19 protein-coding genes and 1 pseudogene are annotated in these 19,010 nt (G+C 57.5%); 7 read left to right on the top strand and 13 right to left on the bottom strand.

Translation table 11 applies throughout. From position 1 onward, the window contains the following. Nucleotides 1–169 precede the first annotated feature (169 nt). The gene (locus ACOTWU_RS09930; RefSeq protein ID WP_006810254.1) at nt 170–715 is read left to right on the top strand and encodes a YfaZ family outer membrane protein; all 546 of its coding nucleotides are present in this window, start codon (nt 170–172) and stop codon (nt 713–715) included. A 180-nt stretch (nt 716–895) separates the two neighbouring features. Here ACOTWU_RS09930 and ACOTWU_RS09925 read toward each other — a convergent pair whose 3' ends face one another. Beyond that, complete coding sequence (locus ACOTWU_RS09925; RefSeq protein ID WP_015572583.1) at nt 896–2,266, bottom strand: NAD-dependent succinate-semialdehyde dehydrogenase; 1,371 nt, start codon at nt 2,264–2,266, stop codon at nt 896–898. 153 nt (nt 2,267–2,419) lie between these two features. Here ACOTWU_RS09925 and ACOTWU_RS09920 point away from each other — a divergent pair, with 153 nt between their 5' ends. From ACOTWU_RS09920 to ACOTWU_RS09910, 3 genes are read left to right on the top strand one after another with little or no spacing between them, the layout of a single operon-like run. Next, nucleotides 2,420–3,172: an AraC family transcriptional regulator gene (locus ACOTWU_RS09920; protein ID WP_017383861.1), complete on the top strand. Its 753-nt coding sequence runs from the start codon at nt 2,420–2,422 to the stop codon at nt 3,170–3,172. Nucleotides 3,173–3,210: 38 nt separating this feature from the next. Next, complete coding sequence (locus ACOTWU_RS09915; protein WP_017383862.1) at nt 3,211–3,864, top strand: LysE family translocator; 654 nt, start codon at nt 3,211–3,213, stop codon at nt 3,862–3,864. A gap of 3 nt (nt 3,865–3,867) precedes the next feature. Then, a complete protein-coding gene (locus tag ACOTWU_RS09910) occupies nt 3,868–5,139 on the top strand; it encodes a DUF445 domain-containing protein (protein ID WP_045339606.1) in 1,272 nt (423 codons plus the stop codon). Here ACOTWU_RS09910 and ACOTWU_RS09905 read toward each other — a convergent pair. The 6 genes from ACOTWU_RS09905 to ACOTWU_RS09880 form a co-directional block, all read right to left on the bottom strand. Next, nucleotides 5,136–6,212 (bottom strand): DUF2955 domain-containing protein, encoded by a 1,077-nt coding sequence (locus tag ACOTWU_RS09905; protein WP_017383864.1) that lies wholly within the window; start codon nt 6,210–6,212, stop codon nt 5,136–5,138. The two genes, ACOTWU_RS09910 and ACOTWU_RS09905, sit on opposite strands and share 4 nt — an antisense overlap. Continuing rightward, the gene (locus ACOTWU_RS09900) at nt 6,202–7,269 is read right to left on the bottom strand and encodes an HlyD family secretion protein (protein WP_026080654.1); all 1,068 of its coding nucleotides are present in this window, start codon (nt 7,267–7,269) and stop codon (nt 6,202–6,204) included. The genes ACOTWU_RS09905 and ACOTWU_RS09900 overlap by 11 nt, the downstream gene beginning before the upstream one ends. After that, nucleotides 7,266–7,736 carry a MarR family winged helix-turn-helix transcriptional regulator gene (locus ACOTWU_RS09895; RefSeq protein WP_015572576.1) on the bottom strand — a complete coding sequence of 157 codons (471 nt, stop codon included), beginning with the start codon at nt 7,734–7,736 and terminating at the stop codon, nt 7,266–7,268. The genes ACOTWU_RS09900 and ACOTWU_RS09895 overlap by 4 nt, the downstream gene beginning before the upstream one ends. A 149-nt stretch (nt 7,737–7,885) precedes the next feature. Continuing rightward, nucleotides 7,886–8,605, bottom strand: a complete 720-nt coding sequence (locus ACOTWU_RS09890) for an ArsR/SmtB family transcription factor (protein WP_017383867.1) — start codon at nt 8,603–8,605, stop codon at nt 7,886–7,888. Next, nucleotides 8,598–8,921 (bottom strand): antibiotic biosynthesis monooxygenase family protein, encoded by a 324-nt coding sequence (locus tag ACOTWU_RS09885; protein WP_086524235.1) that lies wholly within the window; start codon nt 8,919–8,921, stop codon nt 8,598–8,600. Before ACOTWU_RS09885 ends, ACOTWU_RS09890 begins: the two co-directional genes overlap by 8 nt. A 259-nt stretch (nt 8,922–9,180) precedes the next feature. After that, nucleotides 9,181–9,660 (bottom strand): carboxymuconolactone decarboxylase family protein, encoded by a 480-nt coding sequence (locus tag ACOTWU_RS09880; protein WP_010427243.1) that lies wholly within the window; start codon nt 9,658–9,660, stop codon nt 9,181–9,183. A 102-nt stretch (nt 9,661–9,762) separates the two neighbouring features. Between ACOTWU_RS09880 and ACOTWU_RS09875 the strand changes: the two genes are divergently transcribed. Continuing rightward, nucleotides 9,763–11,151 carry a PLP-dependent aminotransferase family protein gene (locus ACOTWU_RS09875; protein ID WP_015572573.1) on the top strand — a complete coding sequence of 463 codons (1,389 nt, stop codon included), beginning with the start codon at nt 9,763–9,765 and terminating at the stop codon, nt 11,149–11,151. Between the two features lie 85 nt (nt 11,152–11,236). On the opposite strand, the gene ACOTWU_RS09870 is transcribed toward ACOTWU_RS09875, so the two are convergent. Further along, nucleotides 11,237–11,398 carry a DUF1127 domain-containing protein gene (locus ACOTWU_RS09870; RefSeq protein ID WP_015572572.1) on the bottom strand — a complete coding sequence of 54 codons (162 nt, stop codon included), beginning with the start codon at nt 11,396–11,398 and terminating at the stop codon, nt 11,237–11,239. Between the two features lie 176 nt (nt 11,399–11,574). Between ACOTWU_RS09870 and ACOTWU_RS09865 the strand changes: the two genes are divergently transcribed. After that, entirely contained in the window at nt 11,575–12,990 is a 1,416-nt protein-coding gene (locus tag ACOTWU_RS09865; protein ID WP_032668118.1) for a PLP-dependent aminotransferase family protein, read from the top strand. 76 nt (nt 12,991–13,066) lie between these two features. On the opposite strand, the gene foxA is transcribed toward ACOTWU_RS09865, so the two are convergent. From foxA to ACOTWU_RS09850, 3 genes are all read right to left on the bottom strand, one after another. Beyond that, nucleotides 13,067–15,175 (bottom strand): ferrioxamine B receptor FoxA, encoded by a 2,109-nt coding sequence (foxA, locus tag ACOTWU_RS09860; protein ID WP_103557149.1) that lies wholly within the window; start codon nt 15,173–15,175, stop codon nt 13,067–13,069. A 121-nt stretch (nt 15,176–15,296) separates the two neighbouring features. Further along, the gene (locus ACOTWU_RS09855; RefSeq protein WP_045339603.1) at nt 15,297–16,253 is read right to left on the bottom strand and encodes a helix-turn-helix domain-containing protein; all 957 of its coding nucleotides are present in this window, start codon (nt 16,251–16,253) and stop codon (nt 15,297–15,299) included. 135 nt (nt 16,254–16,388) lie between these two features. Then, complete coding sequence (locus tag ACOTWU_RS09850) at nt 16,389–16,622, bottom strand: DUF2171 domain-containing protein (RefSeq protein WP_003863067.1); 234 nt, start codon at nt 16,620–16,622, stop codon at nt 16,389–16,391. A 219-nt stretch (nt 16,623–16,841) separates the two neighbouring features. Between ACOTWU_RS09850 and ACOTWU_RS09845 the strand changes: the two genes are divergently transcribed. Then, the gene (locus ACOTWU_RS09845) at nt 16,842–17,027 is read left to right on the top strand and encodes a hypothetical protein (RefSeq protein ID WP_015572568.1); all 186 of its coding nucleotides are present in this window, start codon (nt 16,842–16,844) and stop codon (nt 17,025–17,027) included. Between the two features lie 38 nt (nt 17,028–17,065). Here ACOTWU_RS09845 and ACOTWU_RS09840 read toward each other — a convergent pair whose 3' ends face one another. Both ACOTWU_RS09840 and ACOTWU_RS09835 read right to left on the bottom strand, forming a co-directional pair. After that, nucleotides 17,066–18,187, bottom strand: coding sequence for a cupin domain-containing protein (locus ACOTWU_RS09840; RefSeq protein WP_015572567.1), 1,122 nt, complete (start codon nt 18,185–18,187; stop codon nt 17,066–17,068). A 134-nt stretch (nt 18,188–18,321) separates the two neighbouring features. Beyond that, nucleotides 18,322–18,927 (bottom strand): annotated as a pseudogene (locus ACOTWU_RS09835) (ATP-dependent Clp protease proteolytic subunit); the annotation flags it as partial. Nucleotides 18,928–19,010: the final 83 nt, after the last annotated feature.

The raw sequence follows: 19,010 nt of genomic DNA, 5'->3' as shown, positions 1-19,010 counted from the left end.
AACGCGAATGTATTGGACATTGACGATTTGCCATATAAACAACTCATCAACATTTACCATTCAAAAACCCAACACAAACAGCATATAAATGCGAGACATATCACATTTGCAGTCATAAACATCGCTTGTTAAGGTGCCCTCAGATTAATTTAATGACGAGGAAACACTCATGAAAAAACTTAACATCCTGATCCTTTCTGCTCTGACCGCCGTATCGGGCTCCGCACTGGCCATGGGTGGCAGCATTGAGCAGGGTAAAAACTTTACTAACCTCAATCTGGAAATGGGGAAATCCTCATCCGGCCTGTATGCGGAGAGCAACTGGCTGAAAAACACCGATGACGGTACCCAGACCGGCGGCGTTGGGGCAGGCTACAACCTGGAAGTGGGTCCGGTGATGCTGAATGCTGGCGCGAAAGCCATCTACATCGGCCCGAAAAAAGGCGATAACGGCGTGGCATTCCCGATTGGCGGCGGCGTTAACGTTGCGCTTACGGACAGCATTCACGTGTTTGGTGAAGGTTATGTGGCGCCAGACGGCCTGAACAACAGCGTGAAGAACTATGTTGAAGCTAACGGCGGCGTAAGCTGGACGCCAGTCAAACCTGTCACGCTGAAAGTGGGCTATCGCCACGTGAGCGTAGACGGTAAAGACGGTCGTCCAAACCACACGCTGATCGATGGTGCATATGTAGGCGGTGGAGTGTCCTTCTAAGCCTGTTTGCGCGTTTCGCCCGGCGGCGCTACGCTTGCACGGGCCTACAATGAAGGGTGCAATGTATTAAAATTATTGCACATTGATTGTAGGCCGGGTAAGCGCAGCGCCACCCGGCAAGAAAGGCGATGCGACCGTTAATAAAAAACCTGCCGGATGGCAGGTTTTTTTATTAACGCATTACTTGCGAACGACCACCAGCTTCTGGTTCACAAACTCTTTGATCCCCAGGTCCGACAGCTCGCGTCCGTAACCCGAACGTTTTACGCCGCCGAACGGCAGCTCTGCCGCAGTGTCGGTGAGCCAGTTGATGTATACCATCCCGGTCTCAATGCGCGACGCCATTTTCTTCGCGCGCTCGATGTTCTGGCTGAACACCGCGCCGCCCAGACCGTAGTGGGAATCGTTAGCCAGTGCGACCGCTTCGTCGTCGCTTTTCACCACGTAAACCTGCGCTACCGGACCGAAGAACTCCTCGAAGTACGCCGGGTTATCGCGCGAGATATGTGTCAGGATCGTCGGCTCAAAGAAGCTTCCGTCACGCTGAACCGGCTTGCCGCCATGGTGCAGCTTCGCGCCATTTTTCACCGCCTCGTTAACCTGTTTAGTTAGCGTCTCCAGCGCGTCTTTGGATGACAAAGGCCCCAGCGTGGTGCTTTCGTCCAGCGGATCGCCAATTTTCACCTGCTTAAACGCCTCGGTGAATTTGCTCAGGAAGGCGTCTGCAATCTTTTCATGCAGGATAAAGCGCTTCGCCGCGGTACAGACCTGCCCGGCATTGTTCAGCCGCGCGTTAACGCCGATCTTCACGGCTTTATCCAGGTCGGCATCGTCCAGCACCACGAACACATCGTTCCCGCCCAGTTCCAGGGTCGATTTTTTGATGTGCTTCGCAGCCTGTGCCGCAACCACGCTACCCGCTTTTTCTGAACCGGTCAGCGCCGCCCCCTGTACGCGATTGTCGGCGATAATGTTCGCCACCTGTTCGGACGAGATAAACAGGTTGGTCCACGCCCCTTCCGGCGCGCCCGCTTCACGTACCAGCTGTGCAAAGGTCTCTGCACAGTGCGGCACGATGCTGGCGTGCTTGGCGATCACCGGGTTGCCCGCTGCCAGGTTTGGCGCCAGAACGCGCATCAGCTGATAGTACGGGAAGTTCCATGGCTCGACGGCCATCAGCACGCCGATGGGGTGATGTTCAACCCATGCTTCCCCGAGTTCAGAGTCATACTTCACCGGGGCCAGGAACTGCTTCGCGTTGTCCGCATAGTAGCGGGCGATTTGCGCGCACAGCTTCACTTCGCCGCGGCTTTGTTCGATGAGCTTACCCATCTCCTGACTGGCGATTTTCGCCAGATCCTCCACGCGTTCGTCGATCAGGTCCGCCAGCTTATGCAGCACCGGCAGGCGCTGGCTTATGTCGCCTTTCGCCCAGTCGGAGTGATAGAGCGCATCGGCTGCCTTCAGCGCCGCTTCAACGTCTGCGTCAGTGTGAGAGGGATATTCTTTGATGAGCTGGTTCGTGGCAGGATTTACTGTCTGGTAAGCCATATCGAATCTCCTTGTTTTACCGCTTAGGGTATTAAGGGTAGTCAATCTGACTGGCTTTGAAGGTAAAGTTGGGTATATACGGAGGGTTCTTAACAAGACGCTGCCAGGCGATGCGCAGACATGGTATAAAAAATGCTCATCAATGGAGTTCCTATGACCGATACCCGCCACATCCGCCAGACCTTTAACCGCGCAGCAGGCCTTGAGCTGCGCAGTACGTGGCAAAGCACCCGGGCATATAAACGTCATTGCCATCCACAGCTCTCCATCGGCGCGATTGTGGAAGGCCAGACCTGCTGCGTAAGTCATGGCAATGCGTACGTTCTTGATCCCGGTGATCTTATCATGATCCCGGCTTATGCCCCGCACAGCTGCAACCCCGTTGTCGGGAAGCCGCGCAGTTACCATATGCTCTATATCGACACCGATCTTCCCCTGGCGCTACAGGTTATTCGCGATCCCACGCTCTTTAAGCACTTTCTTGCCGTTGTCGGGACGATGTCCTCCGCATCCGTGGAGACCCTGCTTTCTGCCCTTCCCCGTTGCGCGGGTGAGATGAATGCACCTCGCTCAACCAGCCAGCAGGTTCAGCAGGCGTTACTCTCCGACCTTGCCGCACCGCCTTCCCTTGACGAACTCGCCCAACGATTCTCACTGCGCAAGGAGACGCTGATCCGCACTTTCAGGCAGGATACCGGCCTGACGCCGGGCAGTTTCCTCAACATTTCGCGCGTGGAGTACGCCAAAGCGCGGCTGCGCGCGGGGGATGATATCGCCGACGTGGGCTACCAGAGCGGGTTTGCCGACCAGAGTCATTTTCATAAGACCTTCGTGAATTATACCGCTGCCACGCCGCGCCAATACGCCACGGGCCGATCAATATCAGACAATAATCAGGATACGTAACGTCGTAAGGTGACCTCAGATTTGTTACTGAGGTCGCTATGGAACTGTTATTTCCCTCCGCCTTTCTTGCCCTGGCGCTGGCGCATTTTGTTGCCCTGTTAAGCCCGGGCCCGGATTTCTTCCTGCTGGTAGGCTACGCCGCCCGCTACCGGCTGCGCGGCAGCGCCGGATTGTGTCTCGGCATCGCAGCAGGTAACGGGTTGTATATCTTACTGGTGATTATCGGCTGGAGCGCGCTGCGCCAGTTTGGGTGGCTGTTTACGCTTATCGAACTGTCCGGCGCGCTGTACCTGCTGTGGATTGGCTCGCATCTTGTGCGCAGCCGCCCGCAGCCGCTGGCGCTGGAAGAACCCCGCCAGCGCTGCCCTTCTCTGCGTAAGCAAATCCTGCTGGGGCTGGGTTCGGCGCTGTTAAATCCCAAAAACGCGTTGTTCTACCTGGCGCTAATGACAGCGTTACTCGGGCCGGACGTCACACTGCTTCAGCAGGCGACCTGCGGCGTCTGGATGGTGATGGTGGTGCTGGTATGGGATCTGGCGCTGATATCGCTGATGGGGTTACCGGCGGTTCAGCGAAAGCTCAGCCGTTCGCTCTGGCTGATAGAGCGAACGGCGGGGGTGGTATTGATGGGGTTTGGTGGGTGGGTGCTGTGGCGGTTTTTGCACTTTTCCCCCGTATCCCTCTATCCTTAACCCATGGAAAAACATACCGAACTCAAACGCGCCAAGCTTCTCGCGCTGTCGCTGCTGCTGATTGCCGTCGCAGCGTTTATCACCACTCTGTTCCTGCCGCAAACCTTCTGGGTGCGCGGCGTAAAGGCCATTGCCGAAGCGGCGATGGTCGGCGCGCTGGCGGACTGGTTTGCCGTTGTCGCGCTGTTCCGCCGGGTGCCAATTCCCTATATCTCGCGCCATACGGCGATTATCCCGCGCAATAAAGACCGCATCGGCGACAATCTCGGCCAGTTCGTGCAGGAAAAGTTTCTCGATACGCAATCTCTTGTCGATCTTATCCGTCGCTACGAGCCCGCACAGATGATTGGGACCTGGTTCAGCCAGCCCGATAACGCCCGGCGCGTGGGGCAGCATCTGGTGCAGGTGATGAGCGGTTTTCTGGAACTTACCGACGATGGGCGCATCCAGCGCCTGCTCAAACGCGCCGTCCACAAGGCTATCGATAAGGTCGATCTAACCGAGACCAGCGCCGTCATGCTGGAAAGCATGACCAAAAACAACCGTCACCAGGTGCTGCTGGACGCCATCATCAACCGCCTGATTACCCTGATTCAGCGGGAAAGCACGCGGGAATTTATTGCCGACCAGATCGTCCACTGGCTTAAGACCGAGCATCCGCGCAAGGCGATGGTGCTGCCCACCGAGTGGCTGGGCGATCAAAGCGCGGAGATGGTGTCGAACGCGGTGAACACGCTGCTGGACGATATCAGCCACGACCGCACGCACCAGATCCGTCAGGCGTTTGACCGCGCCACGATCAAGTTCATCGACAATCTGAAAAACGATCCGGAGACGACGGCGAAAGCCGAGAATATCAAACACTACCTGAAGAATGACGAAGCCTTTAACCGCTATCTGGGGGAAATGTGGGCTGACCTGCGCCAGTGGCTGAAAAATGACATGCAGAGCGATGATTCACGCGTGAAGCAGCGTATCGCCAACGCCGGGCTGTGGTTTGGCGAAACGCTGACCAACGACGCCAGCCTGCGGGCGTCGCTGAATGAGCATCTGGAGCAAGCCGCGCACCGCGTGGCGCCGGATTTCGCCGCGTTCCTGACGCGCCATATCAGCGACACGGTGAAAAGCTGGGATGCCAAAGACATGTCACGCCAGATAGAACTCAATATCGGTAAAGATCTTCAGTTCATTCGCGTTAACGGTACCCTGGTGGGCGGTACGATTGGCCTGATCCTGTTTCTGCTCTCGCAACTGCCCGCCGTACTGGGGCATTAATCCGCTTTTGGCGGCGCGATAACGTAGCGCGTCGCCTCGAAGCGGTTCAGGATCAGGTGCACCAGAAAGACCATCGTCAGCGTGACCACCAGCGCGAAGGTGACGGAGGTGATGCGGTACAGATCGCTGAACACCAGATCGCTGTCCGGATGCATGTTCTGCCCGAACATAATGCCGATGGTGGTGATACTGGCGAAGCCTACCCCGGCGCCGACCTTCTCCATTACGTGCAGACGCGCGCCAAACGCCAGCCCAAGGCCAATCAGCGGCATCATCAGCAGCATATGGCTGCTGTGATCGTAGAGGATAAGCTGGACGACAAGGATATAGAGACACCCCAGCACCACGCCGACCACGCGCCAGATGGAGCTGATAACCGATCCGCGATAGTGCATCGGGAACAGGATCAGAATGCCCGCCATCAGCGCCGAAAGCGAATCGCTTAAGTCGCTCATCTGAAACACCACGAAAATCAGCGTCGCCACGGTGCCGGAGAGCAGCGACTCGTGGCGCACGCGGGCGTCATCTTTCTCGATCAGCGGCGGCGGCTTACGCGGCTCCACGTCCGGCAGCAGGTAGTTCATCAGCGCGCTCAGGCACACCGCCATTACGCTCGCTTCGATGTTAGAGAATAAAAGCGTGTGCCAGTTGGTGGTGGGGTAGCTCATAAAGTTGAGCATCACGCTCTGGCAAACCACGCCCATCGAGCCGAACAGGAACAGCGGCCCCTTACTCATAAAGCGAAAACGCATCACGTACAGGGCAAACACCACCAGCGTCATAATGACCGGCCACTGGGACAGATAGCCGATGATAAACACCATTTCGACGCAGTTCAGCGAGGCGCTGAAGATAAACTGCTTCGCCACGTGGCGGTTAAACACCGGCACCAGCGAGAGCAGCATGATCGGATAGACCACAAAAAACACGCCGTAGCTGGTGTTGTAGAAACTCGAAATACTGAGCGCAATCATCCCGGCAAAGACGATACGCAGGGTCTGGCGAAAGTCGTTTGCCGTATAGACGATGTTGCCGTGCGGGGTAAATACCCGCGCCAGGGTGCTAATAGACATAGTGAAGCAGGCTAACCAGATGGATTTGCATCCCGGAGAAGAATCGCGCAAACGGCCCTTCGCTATTGTAGAGCTGCACGGTGGCGCGCGCGCCGGTCGGCAGCGACTTCGGTAAGGCTTCGTCCAGCGCCACGTGAATGCGCATACGCTGGGCATCACGCACCCAGCGGTTGGAGGTTTCCGGTTCAGAAAGTTGACCGTTTACGGCCTCCTGTCCGGCGAGGATCCCCGCGTCGCTGCTGGTGACGTGGGCACGGAAAACTTGCCCCGGGAAGGCGTCGAACACCACGGCGGCGTCGGTCCCCTGGTGGGTATGCCGCAGGCTCTTCTCGCGGAAATCCGCCACGATATCGATCCGGGTGTTCACCAGCGCCAGCGCAGCCGAACCGGACGAGGCGTAAAAACCGGGGCTTAATTGCAGGTTACTGACCGTGCCGTCCGCCTCGGCGTAGACCTTCGTCCAGCCAAGATTCAGCTCCGCTTCATCCAGCGCGTTACGGTATTTTTGCAGCGTCACGTTGCGGTGCTCATCCCGCTCGCCGCGCTGAATGCGCAGGTTATGAATATTCGCCTGAATCGAGCTGACGGACTGCTCGCTGCTCTGCCAGGTGGTACGGACCTTATCCAGATCCGCCTGCGACACGCTCTGCAAGGTACTCAGTTTCTGGTAGCGGTCGAAGGTAACTTTGTCATTACGCGCCGTCAGCACCGCGGTTTTCAGGCTGGCCTGCGCCGCGGCAATCTGCGCGTCCAGCTGATCGTTAGACAGACGCGCCTGTTCCAGCGCAATCTGCGCCGCTTCGACCTTATTGCGAAACGGCGTGGCGTCGAGTTCAAACAGCAGATCGCCTCTCTTAACCTGGCTATTGTTGTGGACATGTACCGCCGCCACATACCCGGAGACGCGGGCAGACACCGGGGTCACCACGCGCATCACGGTGGAGTCCGGCGTCAGCGGGATCCAGATATCCGCGACGATAAAGTAGACAAACATCAGCAGGAAAGAGGCAATACTCACCCTTACCCAGCGGGCAAACTTTTGTTCAGGAGTCATTATTTTTCGGTCTTATTATCTTCTTCGCGGATTGTCCGCAAATTGCAGGCGATTTGATTGAGTGTGGCGCTGAAAATATCGAGATGTTCCGGCGCGATGTTTTGCGATACGCGCGCCTGATACGTCTCAATTACCTGAGAGAGCCTTTCAAGAATGGCTTTTCCCTCAGGCGTCAGCGTCAGCAGCCGGATACGCTTGTCATACGGCGAGACGGTGCGCAGCAGGTAGCCCTGCTTTTCCAGCTGTGTCAGCGTACGCATTAGCGGAGGCAGTTCAATCCCCTGCACTTCCGCCAGCTCGCTGACCGAGACGTTATCCCCGAGTTGATGAAGCTGCATCATCACCGTCCAGCTCGACTGGGTTAACCCGGTGTCGAGAATGGCGTCGTCGATGACTGCGCGCCACTGACGCACGATCATCGCCATCCGCATGCCCATCGGCCTGCGGCTAAACAGATCTTCTTCACTCATGGGGAATCCTCTCGTAGTACGACATTACGATAATAGTTATCAGGGTAAGTATCAAGAAACGAGAAGTTAAAGCGCAGGAATTGCGAAACGATGTTCTCCCTCTCCCTGTGGGAGAGGGTCGGGGTGAGGGCATCAGCCCGCAACGGCGTTTAGCGGCTAAAATGCTTCCTGACGGCACTTTTCCCCGAAGCCGTCACCACCACCTCCCTGTACCCCGCCACCCGCTGGATCCAACCTTTGCTTTCCATGTGGATGAGCAGCGCCGCGCCGGCCTCTCCCCCCAGATGAAACCGCCGCTCGCTCCAGTCCAGGCAGGCGCAGCACGCCTTGCGACGCGTATTGGGATTTAACGGAATACCAAGCTTCAGAAACTGCTCGCGGCCATGTAGCGTGAGCGCTGAACCGTCTGCCTCAAGCCAGCCTTCCGCCTGCATGAATTCATAGATATGCACCGCCACCGTTCCGGCAAGATGGTCGTAGCAGGTTCGTGCTTCGCGCAGGGCTTTTGGCGCGGAGGTTTCCGGCGGCGTGATGCGGCTCCAGGAGAGCCCCATCATCTGCTCGACAAGCGCCGCCACGTCGTGTCCCGCCAGGCGATAGTAGCGATGCCGCCCCTGAGACAGGCAGGTAATCAGCTTTCCCTCCACCAGCCGCGCCAGATGCCCACTGGCGGTCGACGGCGCAACGTCTGCCGCCACGCTCAGCTCTGTAGCCGTCCACGCCCGCCCGTCCATCAGAGCACAGAGCATCTTCACGCGCGACGGATCGGCCATTGTAGCCGCTACAGCGGCAATGGCCTGTTCCAGCGCCGCCGCAATTTCACCCTGCTCGCCGGGCCTGTTGTCGAAAATCACATGAACGTCATACATCCGCGTGCCCTCCCGTTTCGGAGCTGTACTCCCGCATCAGCTGCGCCACGCGAATACGGTAGAAAGAAAAAATCGACTCCCGTCCTTCGGCCTGCGCCGCCTGATGAAAGACGTTCTGCTTCCAGCGGCGGACGGCCTCTTCATCCCGCCACCAGGAAAGGGACAGGATTTTGCCGTCGGTCGTCAGGCTCTGGAACCGTTCGATATCGATAAAGCCGTCGATATCGGCCAGCAAAGGCTTAAGCTCTGCGGCAAGTTGAAGATAGCGCGCCTGATGCGCCGGTGCAGCTTTAGCTTCGAAAAGGACTGCGATCATGAAGGTCTCTCCGTTGTGATGATATGGAGAGAATGCGGGACTAATGGTGTGGATGCTTCGGTATGGAGCGAAGTGTTTGCCGGATGGCGCTGCGCTTATCCGGCCTACGGTGTTTTGTAGGCCCGGTAAGCGTAGCGCCACCGGGCAGGGTTTAACCCACAATCGACCTCGGCTCCATAAACGCCCGAATCCCCCACTCGCCATCGTCACGTCCCGCCAGGCTTACGGGCGCTGGTGGCGATAATCCGCGAGCGCGGGATTACTCCAGGTTAGCCTTGTTCAGCCCATATGCCGCATCCAGCGAGCCCGGCTCCATGCGGGAGGTAATGCCCAGGCGGTTCCAGGCGTTGATCGCTACGATGGCGAAGTTCAGCTCTGAAATCTCCACGTCCGAGAAGTGCTCCGCCACGCTGCGGTACAGCGCGTCGCTCACGCCGTGAACGCCAATCTGGGTCAGCGCTTCGGTGAAGGCCAGCGCGGCTTTCTCGCGGGCGCTGAACAGCGGCGACTCCCGCCACGCCGCCAGATGGTACAGGCGCAGCTCGCGCTCGCCGGCAATTTTGGCCTCTTTCGAATGCATATCCAGGCAGAAGGTGCAGCCGTTCAGCTGCGAGACGCGAATGTCAATCAGGTGCTTTAGCGCCGGATCAATGGAGGTTTTCGCCACTTCCATGCTCAGGGCGGAAAGCGCGTTGGCGAGTGCAGGTGTGGCTTTGTGGTGGTTTACGCGGGTGCTCATTGTCTTTCCTCTTTTTTGTGCGGTTTTTATCATGCGATGAGGCAAATCTACGCCGTTAATGACATAGTAAAAAGACACAAAAAACCTGAAATGAGGTAGGACATGAAGCCGGGCTATCACGACATTTATACCCGCTATCGCGATAACATCACGCGCGGCGTACTGAAGCCCGGCGACAAAGTGCCTGCCATCCGCGTGCTGGCTGAAGAGCTTAAGGTCGCGCGAAAAACCGTTGAAACAGCCTATGCCATTCTGACGGGGGAAGGATATCTGGTAAGCCAGGGCGCGCGCGGCACGCGGGTGAATCCGGATCTTCTGCTGCCCGCGCAAAACGCTCCGGCAGAACAAGCGACCGGCACGCTGCCGGCGTCGTTGATTAGCCAGCGCGAACGGGCCGGTTTTCTGCGCCCCGGCATTCCCGCGCTCGACAGCTTCCCCTATAAAAAATGGCTGCTGCTGGCAGGCCAGGCGACGCGCGCCATGCGTCAGGATGAAATGCTCAACCCGCCGGTGCTGGGCTGGTATCCGCTGCGCGAGGCAATTGCCCGCTATCTCAATATCTCGCGCGGGTTGTCCTGCACCGCAGAACAGGTGCTGATCACCAGCGGCTACAGCGGCAGCCTGCGCCTGATCCTCGACACGCTCGCCAGCCGCAGCGATAAGGTGGTATTTGAGGATCCGGGCTACTTTATGGGCCAGCAGTTGCTCAAGCGCATTGTGCCCCGCCTGCACACCGTGCCGGTCGATCGCGCAGGGATGGATACGGACTACCTGCTGCGTAATCACCACGATGCCCGCTTCGCCATCGTTACCCCGTCGCACCAGAGCCCGCTGGCGGTGACGCTCTCCCTGCCGCGCAAGCAGCAGCTGCTCGACTGGGCGTCACAAAACGAGGCGTGGATTATCGAAGATGACTATGACGGCGAATTTCACTACACCCGCAAAGTGCTGCCGTCGTTGAAAAGCCTCGACCAGCATGACAGGGTGATCTTTATGGGCACCTTCAGCAAAACCATCATGCCTTCACTGCGCATGGGCTACGTGGTGATGCCCGCCAGCACCGTCGGCGCGTTTACCGACAGCGCGGACATCCTCACCAGCGGCCAGCCGGTCCTGACGCAAAAAATCCTCACCACGTTTCTCAACGAGGGGCATTTTTTCCGTCATCTGAAAAAGATGCGCGCGCTCTATCAAACCCGCCGCGACTGGATGATTGCCGCCCTGCGTGAGGTCTATGGTGATCTGTTCTTCACCGAGCAAAACGACGGTGGAATGCATATTGTCGCGTTCCTCGCAAAGGGAAGCGCTGACCGGGAGATCGCCCGCTGCTGGCAGGAACAGCAATTGCAGGTCAATGCGCTTTCGGCGTGGTATCGCGGGTCGGGCAAACGCTACGGGCTGGTGATGGGCTATAACAACGTGCGGTCATATCAGGAGGCGGTTGAGCTGCTGGAAAGGCCGAAACGGCAGACGCTTGCGCTGTTGAGCTGAAAACCGCCAGGTGGCGGCTGCGCCTTACCCGGCCTACGGTCTCCTGTAGGCCCGGTAAGCGTAGCGCCACCGGGCAACCTTATGCTCACACATCATATCGCGATAACCCGACGTCCTTGAGCTGCTCGTCGCTCATCTGGCTCAGAATACGGCGGGTACGGTTGATGCGATACCAGTTACGCAGCGTTTTCGCTATCCAGACAAACGCGATAAACGGACGTTTTGAACGATTCTCGTAGAATTCCATGATGCTCTCCTCGCTGTGCCAGTGGAGTTATCATCATGGAAAACGGCCAGTACAATACAGATTCAAAAACCGCTTTTGTTTACCATACAGATCCGCTAAAACGGTATCTGCATGGTGGTTTACCCATCAATCTGTACTGGTTTAATGCTCTGTATGGTGAAAAAAAAGGATACAGCATGACGCGCTATCAACATCTGGCCAACCTCCTGGCGGAACGTATCGAACAAGGGCTGTATCGCAGCGGTGAACGTCTGCCGTCGGTACGCACGCTGAGCCAGGAGCACGGCGTGAGCATCAGCACCATACAGCAGGCCTACCAGATCCTCGAAAACCGCCAGCTGATTACGCCTCAGCCGCGCTCCGGCTATTTTGTCTCGAAACGCAAAGCCCAGCCGCCCGTCCCGGCGATGACGCGCCCGGTACAGCGCCCCGTGGACGTCACCCAGTGGGACGAAGTGATGATGCTGCTGGACGCCCGCGCCGACAAAGAGATGATCTCCTTTGGCGGCGGCTCACCGGACATTAACCAACCGAGCCTGAAGCCGCTGTGGCGTGAGATGAGCCGCATTGCGCAGCATAATCCGGGCGAAATGCTGAGCTATGACGTGCTCGACGGGCGCCTGGAGCTACGCGAGCAAATCGCCCGTCTGATGCTGGATGGCGGCTCCACCGTGGCGGCAAACGAGATTGTCATCACCAACGGCTGCCACGGCGCGCTGTCGATCGCTCTGCTCTCGGTGTGCAAGCCGGGTGACATCGTGGCAGTCGAGTCACCATCGTTTCACGGCACCATGCAGATGCTGCGCGGCTTTAACATCAAGGCCATTGAAATTCCCACCGATCCCGAGACCGGGATCAGCATCGAGGCGTTAGAGCTGGCGCTGGAGCAATGGCCGATCAAGGCGGTGATCCTGGTGCCGAACTGCAATAACCCGCTCGGGTTTATCATGCCGGAGTCTCGCAAGAAGCAGGTCTTAGCCCTGGCACAGCGGCACGATATCGTGATTGTTGAGGATGACATTTACGGCGAGCTGGCGGCGGAGTACCCGCGTCCGCGCACCATTCATTCTATGGACATAGATGGCCGCGTGCTCTTATGCAGCTCGTTTACCAAAACCGTGGCGCCGGGCCTGCGCGTCGGCTGGATCGTGCCGGGGCGCTATTACGACCGGGTGATGCACATGAAGTACGCCGCGGGCGGGTTTAACGTGCCGGGCACGCAGATGGCGGTGGCGGCGTTTATTCGCGACGGCCATTACCATCGCCACGTGCGCCGTATGCGTCAGATTTATCAGCAGAATATGGAAACCTATACCTGCTGGGTGCGGCAGTATTTTCCGGCAGAGATATGCGTCACCCGCCCGCAAGGAAGCTTCCTGCTGTGGGTTGAGCTGCCGGAGACGGTCGATATGGTGTGCGTCAGCAAGCAGCTGTGCCGTCTGAAGATCCAGGCTGCGGCCGGGTCGCTGTTTTCTGCCTCCGGGAAGTACCGCAACTGCCTGCGGATCAACGTGGCGTTGCCGCCGACGGAGAAGAACCGCGAAGCGCTGAGGAAGATGGGCGAGGCAATTGTGATTGCGATGGAGGAGTAGTGCGGCCTGTTGCCCTCACCCCAACCCTCTCCCAAAGGGAGAGGGTGGAAACCGCCACCGGGCAATGGTCAACGACTCAGAACTTCCACGAAACGCTGCCCACAATGCTGCGTTCTGCACCGAAGTAGCAGTAAGAGAGCGAGTTACACGCCGCGACGTAGCTTCTGTCCGTCAGGTTATTGACGTTCAACTGCGCGCTCACGCCCGTGAGCCCCACTTTCGACAGGTCATACCCCACGGTCATATCCACCAGCGTGTACGACGGAAGCGTATGGGTGTTCTGGCGATCGCTGGCGATCCCGTTGACATAGCGCACGCCGGAGCCGACGGTCAGGCCATCCAGAGGGCCGGTTTTGACGTCGTAACTCAGCCAGGCGCTGGCCATGTTACGCGGGGCATAAACGGCGCGCTTGCCCTCCTCTTCCGGGCTGCTCTTCTTGTAGCGAATATCCGTGTAGGTGTACGCGGCCTGCATACGCAGGCTGTCGGTCAGCTGACCAATCGCCTCCAGTTCAACGCCTTCGGATTCGATTTCACCGATGGAACGGTACGGATCGGTCGGCTCCTCTTTAGTGGCAATGTTCTTCTGGTTAATGCGGAACACCGAGGCGCTGAACTGGCTGTTCATCCCCTCCGGCTCATACTTCACACCCGCTTCCCACTGCTTGCCCTTCATCGGATCCAAAATGTTGCCCTGCTCGTCGGCAAAGCTGGTCGGCGTAAAGGCGGTAGAGTAGCTGACGTACGGCGCGACGCCGTTATCAAACAGATACAGCAGCGCCGCGCGGCTGCTGAAGTTATTTTTATCCAGATCGCTGCGGGTGTGGTTGAAGTTGTCGACGTTCGACACGCTCACCTGGTCGTAACGCCCGCCCAGCGTGAGGCGCCAGCGGTCAATGGACATCTGATCCTGTAGGTAGTAGCCGGTCTGGCGCAGCTTGTGCTTTTCCCTGCTGTACTGGGTGATGTAGTCCGGCTTCGCGCCGTAAACAGGATGGAAAGCGTCAATCGGCGGGAAGCCGCCGTAGTAGCCAGTGACGTTGTTGGTGCGGTCCTGGTAGTCCATGCCGATCAGCACGCGGTGGTTTACCGCCCCGGTATCGAAGCTGCCGTCGACCTGGTTATCCAGGGTGATGGCGTTCATCTTCTCGTCGGAGCCGGAATAGCCGCGGTTCAGCTCGGTGTCATTCAGCCAGCCTGCGGCATACACCTGGTTCAGCTCGACTTTGGTGTGCAGGTAGCGCAGCTTCTGGCGCACGGACCAGCCGCTGTCAAACAGGTGCTCGATGTTATAGCCGACCATGTTTTCCCGACGATCGTACTTGTCGTAATCGTCCTCGCCTTCGAAGAAGGTGTTGGAGATTTTCTTACCGCTGTGCGGTACAACGGTGCCCTCATATGGCAGGCCGGAGTGGCTGCCGCCTTCCGGATCGCGGTGCAGGTAGGCCATTAGATCCAGACGGGTGTTGTCGGTGATACGCCAGGTCAGGCTCGGCATCAGGGCGTAACGCTCTTCCTTCAGCGGATCGAACTGGGAATCGGCATAGCGGGTCATCCCGCTGAGGCGCACCGCCACGCGGTCGTTATCATCAACCGGGCCAGTGACGTCGAACATCGCCCCACGCTGGTTATTGTTACCGGCGAAGAGCTTGATCTCCCCGCCAGGATCGAACGATGGCTTACGGGAGGTGAGCGCCACAATCCCGCCCGGCGATGAGCGGCCATAGAGCACGGAGGCCGGACCGCGCACGACTTCGATACTGTCCAGGAACCACGGGTCAACCACCAGCGAGCTGTGGGAGTTGGTGTCGCCCATCATCTTCAGGCCGTCGAGGTAGACGTTGTCCAGGCTGCCGTCCGAGAAACCGCGCAGCACCATGTAGTCAAAGCGGTTTGACGCCCCGATCTGGTTGCTGTAGACCCCCGGCGTGTAGCTCACGGCCTGACGCACGCTGGTTGCGCCCTGCTCTTCGAACTGCTCGCGAGTGACGATAGAGACCGACTGCGGGGTTTCAATATCCGGTGTTTCAAGCTTGGTGGCCGCAGACTGCATCTGCGAGGTCACCACCACGGTGTCAGTTTTTTGGGCATCCTGCGCCAGTAAAGGAAAAGCAACGCTACCGGTAACCCATCCCACCAGCAGTGCCAGACGCGATTTAACAAACATAACCCTCTCCAGAGATATTTCTTATTGTTAATAAGAATTATTACCTTTTTGAGAGTGCAAACGGCTATGCGTGCCGCCAGGTTACGTATGCGCGATGCTAAACCACACGAAATGCATTCGCGCGACAGGAGAAATTACGTTAGCGGAGTTTGCGCACGTCCCCCGGTGAAATCCCGTAATGACGACGAAACGCGGTGGCGAAGTTGGTGGCATGCTGATACCCGCACATCCAAGCCGCCTGCTGCACGCTGTGGCCTTCCAGCAGATAGCGGCGCGCCAGCGCAAGGCGACAGTCGCGAAGGTAATCGAAGAGCGTGCAGCCGTAGCGCTGACGGAACTTGCTGCGCAGGCTGCTTGGGCTCATTGCGGCAAGGGCTGCCAGCTGCGCGAGAGTATGATCCCGTTCAGGAGACTGTTCCAGCAGGCTCCGCACGCGTTCAAGACGCGCATGCTCAGGGCGGCCTGGGCAAGGCTGCTGGCGCTGGTTGAGGCCATGGCCGATCAGCTGATACATCAGCCCCTCCAGCAACAGCTTGCGTGAGAGCACGCTTCCCCCCTGCCGCTGCGCATGCAGAATACCTGACATCACAAACTCGGGAACCTGCCAGACAAACGCGGGTGCATTCAGGCTTTGCCATTCCAGAAGCAATGACTCAAGCAGGGCTTCACGTCCGGCATCGTGCGGGTAGACGCCAAACGAGAGCGTTTTCAGCGTGCTGTCGGCATCGTGACGCGCGCTCATCACCTGATCTTCACTCAGACGTGAGCTGAACGCCATGCCCGGGCGGACGGGATAATTGATACCATTGAGCGTGAGCGTCACGCACCCTTCCAGCACCACCAGCATATAGAGCGGGCTGCTGTGGCGAGAGGTGGTTTCATAGGGCTGTAATACACGTACGTCGGAGTGGGTCAGCGAAATGCCGGACGAGAGCATCATCTCTTCAACATTCCCCTGCAACACGGGGCTACCGCTGACCTGCGCCTCTTTTAACTGGGGGAAACGGTAGTCGATGCCGTAGCGCTCGCCGAATACCTGAAAATCTTCAACAAAAAATATGCGTTTCGCTGATCTATTTTCACTCTGGAGCATCATTTGGGGCCTGCATCGGGGAAAGGACAGGCAAAACAGTACCATCCATTTGTAATGGCAGCAATCACCGGGCGCAGACACTATTACGCTCCGGACGAGGCCGGAGCGAAGGCATATATTTCCTTGCGAGAAATATATTTATGCTTCCTGCCACTCAGCAAAAACCTCTTTATGGTTTTTGGTCAGGACAACTTTATTATCTTCGACCTTATCAACCCAGCCGAGAGGAATAAAGTGGTGCTTGCCGCCCGATTCCGGATCGCTCTTCGCAAGCTTGATACGCTCACCATCAAGATGGTCCACAACCCCGACGTGCGTTCCGCAGCTGGCGACAACCTGAGTGTGATCCTTAATTGCGCTTTTATCTACCATAATTATTCTCCTGTTTCGGTTATTTGCCTGTTGCACGAAATTAACTGTAGCGCATAAATTCAGGCTTAAACGTCTTATTAGCATTTTGAAACATCATTGACAGAACCGAATATTAAGTCTACTTAACGCCGAAATGAAAAAATAAGAATGAGATGAATTATTACCGACTGATTATTTCCCGTTCATAATTAAATTATCGCAACCAACGAGGAGGTATTTATGACGATTCGCAATAATCGGGCAGAAATTTCACTGGCTCTTGGTGAAGCGGTTTTAGACATCGTGCAAAAAGGCCATGAAGTATCGCGAGAAAATCTTGCCCGGGCGATGAAAATCAAAGCGGAGAAAGAGCGCGACGATGAGCGGCTTCTTAACTACTGGAAGGCCTGTAATATGCTGGTCTGAACCTGGCGGCGTTTAGCCTGACTAAACGCCGCCTGCTGTTACTCGTCGAAGAACCAGTAGCCCTGGTTAATCAAACCGGTCAGCTCTTCCACAAACGCCGGATTATTCAGCGCATCGCCCAGCTCAGCCTGGCCGAGCTCGGTGAAGCGGCACAGCGCGTCCGCCCCGTTCACATCCGCCGTTTCCAGCTGTTCGCTGTTGATAAAGACGCTGCCGTTGATGTTCAGCACGCGCAGCCCGCTCAGGCGGGAGAGCGTTTCGCCCCCTTGCAGCGCGTCGAGCACCTCTTCTGCGGAATACGGCGGCTCGGCGGCGGCAATATCCAGCTCGTGACGCGGCGTGGAGACGAAGCTGCCAAACCATTTCGTAAAATCATCTGGCTTGCTAATCATGTCGATCATCATCTGGCGAATGCGATCGAGCTCGTACTGCTCCACGCGGCCAGGGTGTTCGCGGCAGGTCAGATCCGGATCGCTGTAATGTTCGCCGCCCAGATCGTTCTCCAGCGCGTAGTCGGCAAAGCTGCTGATCAGATCGCGACCGTTCGGCCCGCGGAAACCGACAGAGTAGTTGAGCGCGGTTTCATGGGTGAAGCCGTCATGCGGGAATCCAGGCGGAATGTAGAGGATATCGCCCGGGGCCAGATCTTCGTCGATGATCGGCTCAAACGGATCGACGTGCAGCAGGGCCGGATGCGGACAGAACTGACGCATCGGCAGCTTGTCCCCCACGCGCCAGCGGCGGCTGCCCATCCCCTGGATAATAAACACATCGTACTGATCGATATGCGGCCCAACGCCGCCACCCGGGACGGAGAAGGAGATCATCAGGTCATCGAGACGCCAGTCCGGCAGGACGCGGAACGGACGCACCAGCTCTGCTGCGGGCATATGCCAGTGGTTCACCGCCTGCGCCAGCAGGGACCAGCCGGTTTCACCGAGGTTATCGAAATGCTCAAACGGGCCATTGCTCGCCTGCCACTTGCCGTTAGCATGGCTTACCAGGCGGCTATCAACTTCCGGCTCCATCGCCAGACCCGCCAGTTCATCAGGGGTAATGGGGTCGACAAAATTCGGGAAGGCATTTTTCAGCACAACGGGTTGTTTTTGCCAGTATTTTTCAAGAAATTCCGGCCAGTTCAGGTTCAGTTGATACGCCATGGGTAGCACCAGTGAGAGGGGAGACAGGCGCGATTATAGAAGAGACAGCGAGGGGGGAACTTGTCATGGGTCAATCGAGCGCGCGTAGGTCGGGTAAGGCGAAGCCGTCACCCGACGCACACGCCGGCTTAAACTTAATCCAGGTTCAGCTCGTCATAATGGGTAATCAGTTTACCCACGATGCCGTAGTCCAGCGCTTCCGCCGGTGACATCCAGAAGTTACGGTCGGTGTCTTTCTTCACTTTCTCCAGCGGCTGGCCGGTGGCGTCAGCAATCAGCTTGTTCACGCGCTCCAGCATGCGGATGATCTCGCGCGCTTCGATTTCGATATCCGTTGCCTGACCGCGCACGCCGCCCAGCGGCTGGTGGATCATAAAGCGGGTATTCGGCAGAGCGTAGCGGTGCTCTTTTTTCGCCGCCAGGAAGATGGTGATCCCGGCGCTCGCCACCCAGCCGGTGCCGATCACATGCACTTCCGGACGGATAAACTTAATGAAGTCGTGGATGGTGTCGCCCGCTTCTACATGGCCGCCCTGACTGTTGATGTACAGCTTGATCGGATCGTTGCTGACGCTTTGCAGCAGGATCATCTGAGTGATGACCTTCTGGGCCAGCTCCTGGTTAATCTCTCCGGAGATGACAATCGAACGGGATTCCAGCAGTTTTTGCTGTAGAGCGCCCGCGCCGTTTGTTCCTTCCGCTTTTTCCTTGTCGCTTTCTTTCAGTGTGTAGTGCATTGTTGTTTCCTCAGCTTGTCGCGCTCAAAACCAGAGTGTAGCCTGTTTTACCGGTGAAAGTCCTCACAGACAAATAACGAGGGATC

It is taken from the genome of Enterobacter cloacae complex sp. GYL001 (genome assembly GCF_049237125.1).
Classification (GTDB): domain Bacteria; phylum Pseudomonadota; class Gammaproteobacteria; order Enterobacterales; family Enterobacteriaceae; genus Enterobacter; species Enterobacter hormaechei_C.
The sequence above is the reverse complement of the archived record's forward strand: the minus strand, read 5'-3'. Positions and strand labels throughout refer to the sequence as shown.

What these genes read in the sequence shown, in the direction of transcription:
- ACOTWU_RS09845 (WP_015572568.1), top strand. Translation starts at nt 16,842, where the DNA reads ATGACGATTCGCAATAATCGGGCAGAAATTTCACTGGCTCTTGGTGAA.
- ACOTWU_RS09875 (WP_015572573.1), top strand. Translation starts at nt 9,763, where the DNA reads ATGAAGCCGGGCTATCACGACATTTATACCCGCTATCGCGATAACATC.
- ACOTWU_RS09850 (WP_003863067.1), bottom strand. Translation starts at nt 16,622, where the DNA reads ATGGTAGATAAAAGCGCAATTAAGGATCACACTCAGGTTGTCGCCAGC.
- ACOTWU_RS09840 (WP_015572567.1), bottom strand. Translation starts at nt 18,187, where the DNA reads ATGGCGTATCAACTGAACCTGAACTGGCCGGAATTTCTTGAAAAATAC.
- ACOTWU_RS09865 (WP_032668118.1), top strand. Translation starts at nt 11,575, where the DNA reads ATGACGCGCTATCAACATCTGGCCAACCTCCTGGCGGAACGTATCGAA.
- ACOTWU_RS09895 (WP_015572576.1), bottom strand. Translation starts at nt 7,736, where the DNA reads ATGAGTGAAGAAGATCTGTTTAGCCGCAGGCCGATGGGCATGCGGATG.
- ACOTWU_RS09885 (WP_086524235.1), bottom strand. Translation starts at nt 8,921, where the DNA reads ATGATCGCAGTCCTTTTCGAAGCTAAAGCTGCACCGGCGCATCAGGCG.
- ACOTWU_RS09890 (WP_017383867.1), bottom strand. Translation starts at nt 8,605, where the DNA reads ATGTATGACGTTCATGTGATTTTCGACAACAGGCCCGGCGAGCAGGGT.
- ACOTWU_RS09925 (WP_015572583.1), bottom strand. Translation starts at nt 2,266, where the DNA reads ATGGCTTACCAGACAGTAAATCCTGCCACGAACCAGCTCATCAAAGAA.
- ACOTWU_RS09910 (WP_045339606.1), top strand. Translation starts at nt 3,868, where the DNA reads ATGGAAAAACATACCGAACTCAAACGCGCCAAGCTTCTCGCGCTGTCG.
- ACOTWU_RS09870 (WP_015572572.1), bottom strand. Translation starts at nt 11,398, where the DNA reads ATGGAATTCTACGAGAATCGTTCAAAACGTCCGTTTATCGCGTTTGTC.
- ACOTWU_RS09915 (WP_017383862.1), top strand. Translation starts at nt 3,211, where the DNA reads ATGGAACTGTTATTTCCCTCCGCCTTTCTTGCCCTGGCGCTGGCGCAT.
- ACOTWU_RS09855 (WP_045339603.1), bottom strand. Translation starts at nt 16,253, where the DNA reads ATGATGCTCCAGAGTGAAAATAGATCAGCGAAACGCATATTTTTTGTT.
- ACOTWU_RS09880 (WP_010427243.1), bottom strand. Translation starts at nt 9,660, where the DNA reads ATGAGCACCCGCGTAAACCACCACAAAGCCACACCTGCACTCGCCAAC.
- ACOTWU_RS09920 (WP_017383861.1), top strand. Translation starts at nt 2,420, where the DNA reads ATGACCGATACCCGCCACATCCGCCAGACCTTTAACCGCGCAGCAGGC.
- ACOTWU_RS09930 (WP_006810254.1), top strand. Translation starts at nt 170, where the DNA reads ATGAAAAAACTTAACATCCTGATCCTTTCTGCTCTGACCGCCGTATCG.
- ACOTWU_RS09905 (WP_017383864.1), bottom strand. Translation starts at nt 6,212, where the DNA reads ATGTCTATTAGCACCCTGGCGCGGGTATTTACCCCGCACGGCAACATC.